We start from the raw sequence: 3,560 nt of genomic DNA on the forward strand, positions 1-3,560 counted from the left end.
TTCATGATAAAATCTTTGGCACTACTTTCACAAGCAACAAATACACCGAACATGGTAACAAAATGGAACCAATCGCCAGATCTTTTTTTGAAAAAACCACTCAATTAAATTATCCTGATACTATCTTTACGGATGATAAAGTCCAAATGTTTTCCGCTTCTTTAGATGGTTATAATGCTAAAACAAACACTTTGTTAGAAATCAAATGCCCTTATGTAGACAAAAACAATAATATCTCACCATCATGGAACGGCTTTTTAAACAACCAAGAAGTGCCATTAAATTACTATGCCCAAGTTCAATGTCAACTTTATTGTTCCCAAGCCCAATTCGCTTATTTTTTAGTTTATTTTAGTGATATTGATTATCATGTAGTGCGTATTTATCAAGATAATAATTTTATTAATAAAATAATTCAAGATAGTAAAAAATATTTAGCATTATTGTACAACGCCAAACAAGAATTATCTCAAACAACTTATTTAAAACAATTAACTAAATTTAAATAATTATTAGACCTTCATTTGGAAGGTCTTTTTTTTATAACAAAAATGAGCACTAAAGGAGAATAAAATATGAAATTAATCGTTTTTGAAGGTCTCGATGGTAGCGGCAAAACCTCTTTAATCAAAAGAATTAAAAAACAATTAACAAAACAAAACCAAGAAGTTATTGTTTTACAAGGATTAGGCAGTTCTTCTATCGGACCAACCATTCGTGATATTTTTTTAACCAATGCCCAATTAAAACCATTAACTCGCTATTTATTGAGTTTTGCTAATATGTTGCAAATCCAAGCAGAAACAATTCAACCCCATTTAAAAACTAACAAGATCATCCTAATGGATCGTTGGTTAGGTTCTAATTTTGCTTATCAAGCTTATCCGCATCACATTGATAAAAATTATCATCTCTTTAATTTATTTAATAAAACATTTATTAAACCAGATATGACTGTTTATTTACAAATAGAACCTCAATTAGGATTAGAACGAAAAATAAACCAAAAAGAACACAAATTAGATGTGATCGAGTCAATTCCTTTATCATATTTTAATAAAGTAAGCCAAGGATATGAAGTATTTTTAAAAAGACAAAATATCGGTTATAAATTAATCTTAAAATCAACAAACGATAATACAATATTAACCCATCAAAAACAAATCATGAAACAAATAGGAGTACTATCAAATGGCGATCATCACTAAAAAAACCTGTCAAAATGGCAACACTTATATCTATTTTTCCAATGGAAAAATCAAAACCATTAGAAAAAATGGTATCATCACTTGGAAAACCAAAAGAATTTTTAAAAATACCAAAACCAACAAAAGACCTTAATTTAAGGTCTTTTTTTTATTTAGAAAGGAAATATCCAATGTTAACGAACCAAGATTTTATAAATATTCAACAATTTAATACTAACAACCAAACAGTGGAAATCTTAAAATGCTTTTTTAAAAAAAATACCTTTAATCTTTTCATTAAGGAATATATGACAATCAATCACCAACAATTAAACCATTATTTTGAAGATCATAATATCAACTCACAAAGCCAAAAAGTAATCCGCGGCAAAATCAATGAATACCTCATTTTATTATATCTGCGCAACCAAGATATCACTAATTTATATCCTCAAGCCTCTTTATTTTTTATTCCCGACAATAAATTTGATTTAGTTTTATTCACCACAATCAAACGAATAATAGCGTTTAATTTCAAAACTTGCCTCCGTGAACGTTATAAACAAGCCATGGTGGAAGGACAACAAATTAAAAAACTCGACACCCGTTTTGAATATTATTTATTGACCAATAACGAAACCGAAACTCAAAGACTAAACCATAAAATTAAGCAAGGTAAAGTCCAAGGTATTAATCAAGTAATTAATTTATTTGCCAATTCAGCTAACCATTTCTTCCAAAACTTACTTACTAATGAATTTATCCCTTTTGCTAATATCAACATCATTAAAAAATAAAAAAAGGAGTTAATATAAAATGTTAACCAACGAACAAAAAGCGTTACAACAATTAATAACTTATATCGAACAAGGCCAATGGAAAAAATTAAACCTTTACTGCCAAATAATCAACCCCCAAACTCTACTGGAACCCCAAAATAAAAAAATATTTACCTCTTTAAAATATTTATTTTTAGAAAAACAAACCACTCATCCGTGGGATAAACCCACTACAAAACCAACCATTATCAAAGAGTTATTAACCTATCTCCAAACTAATTTCCCACAAGATAACTTTACTTTAGAATCTTTAAATTATTTAAATGATAATTTTGAAAACCAAAACAATCCTCATCTTTTAGATAACCTAAAACATACCTACACCCAAGAAAAACTCTTTCAACAATTAATCAAAATCATCAGCCCCACATACGAAAACCAAGATCCTTATACTAAAAACTTATATTACCAAGAAATCTTTGCTAAATTAAGAAACTTTATCTCTTCCATCCCTCACCAAAACGATAAAACCCTCTTTCATTTAAACCAAATGGTTGTTCTACATCCTGAGTTGTTTGACACCGATAACAAAGCCAAACAAAAAATAAGGGAAGAATATTACCGTTTATCTGAAACTTTTCGCGGTTTAAATCAAGCCACAAAAGGATTCAAAAAAGGCCAAATCATTACTATTGGTGGCTATACTGGCTTAGGTAAAACTTCTTTTGTTTATAATCTTTTATTAGATATCGCCAAAAAAAACACCAAGAAAGTTCTGATTATCCTCATATTTTGGTATTTTCTTATGAAATGACTTTAGAAGAAAATTTAAGTCGTTTATTAGCCCACCAAACTCAAATACCCTTAGAGATTATTTTAGATAAAAATCTGGCAAACTTAAACATCACAACACAAAACTACACCGAAAGGATGCAACAAGCCCAACAATTTTTTGCCAATATTAATTTATCATTTAGTTATGATAAAAGCAAAAACATTGCTTATGTCATTGATTTAGTTTATCGCCTTCATTTAGAAACAAAAGCGGAAATTATTGTTATTGACCACCTCCAAATAACAAAAGCTACTAACTACTTAGAAAACGATCGTTTAGTTATCGACGAAATTATGACTAAACTCAAACAATTAGCCATTGAATTAAATATCGTTATTATCATTTTATCTCAATTTTCTAGAGATACTTATACTAACTATAAAGGTAAATCACCAGAAATAACCGCTTTAAAAGGAAGTGGTGGCATTGAAACTAACTCCGATATCGTCTTAATAATGTCTGAATTCCAACCTAAACTAACCAAAGACAATGAAAAACCTATAAATATATATAATTCGGTCTTAAATCAACTATATTTAGAATCAAATGACAATGAAAATCAAAAAATAATCGAAGTATGTATCAAAAAAAACCGCAGTGGCACCAAAAAAACCTTACTTTATCATTTCGAAACGACCACTCAAACTTTCCAAGAAATAGGTTATGTTTTACCTTATCAAACGGAAACTTATTATTAATCAAAAAAACTAGGAGTAAAATAAATGAATTATCAAGAAAAAATAAAAAACATTCAAACTA

General features: G+C 28.5%; 4 protein-coding genes and 1 pseudogene. All 5 read left to right on the forward strand.

What is annotated here, in order from left to right; all coding sequences use genetic code 11:
• A partial coding sequence (locus J8J04_RS02930; RefSeq protein WP_212332200.1) for a lambda-exonuclease family protein occupies positions 1–509 on the forward strand: 509 nt, incomplete at its 5' end.
• 66 nt (positions 510–575) lie between these two features.
• On the forward strand, positions 576–1,208 hold the full coding sequence (gene tmk / locus J8J04_RS02935; RefSeq protein ID WP_212332203.1) for a dTMP kinase: 633 nt from the start codon (positions 576–578) through the stop codon (positions 1,206–1,208).
• A complete protein-coding gene (locus tag J8J04_RS02940; protein WP_212332207.1) occupies positions 1,192–1,341 on the forward strand; it encodes a hypothetical protein in 150 nt (49 codons plus the stop codon). Before tmk ends, J8J04_RS02940 begins: the two co-directional genes overlap by 17 nt.
• Positions 1,342–1,378: 37 nt before the next feature.
• Entirely contained in the window at positions 1,379–1,984 is a 606-nt protein-coding gene (locus J8J04_RS02945; RefSeq protein WP_212332210.1) for a hypothetical protein, read from the forward strand.
• 19 nt (positions 1,985–2,003) lie between these two features.
• Positions 2,004–3,499, forward strand: a pseudogene (locus J8J04_RS02950) (replicative DNA helicase).
• Positions 3,500–3,560: the final 61 nt, after the last annotated feature.

Source organism: 'Fragaria x ananassa' phyllody phytoplasma (assembly GCF_018274325.1).
In the GTDB taxonomy this organism is placed as follows: domain Bacteria; phylum Bacillota_I; class Bacilli_A; order Acholeplasmatales; family Acholeplasmataceae; genus Phytoplasma.

Bases quoted from the DNA above. Each gene is read 5' to 3' on its own strand.
- J8J04_RS02945 (WP_212332210.1), top strand. From the start codon at position 1,379: ATGTTAACGAACCAAGATTTTATAAATATTCAACAATTTAATACTAAC.
- J8J04_RS02940 (WP_212332207.1), top strand. From the start codon at position 1,192: ATGGCGATCATCACTAAAAAAACCTGTCAAAATGGCAACACTTATATC.
- tmk (WP_212332203.1), top strand. From the start codon at position 576: ATGAAATTAATCGTTTTTGAAGGTCTCGATGGTAGCGGCAAAACCTCT.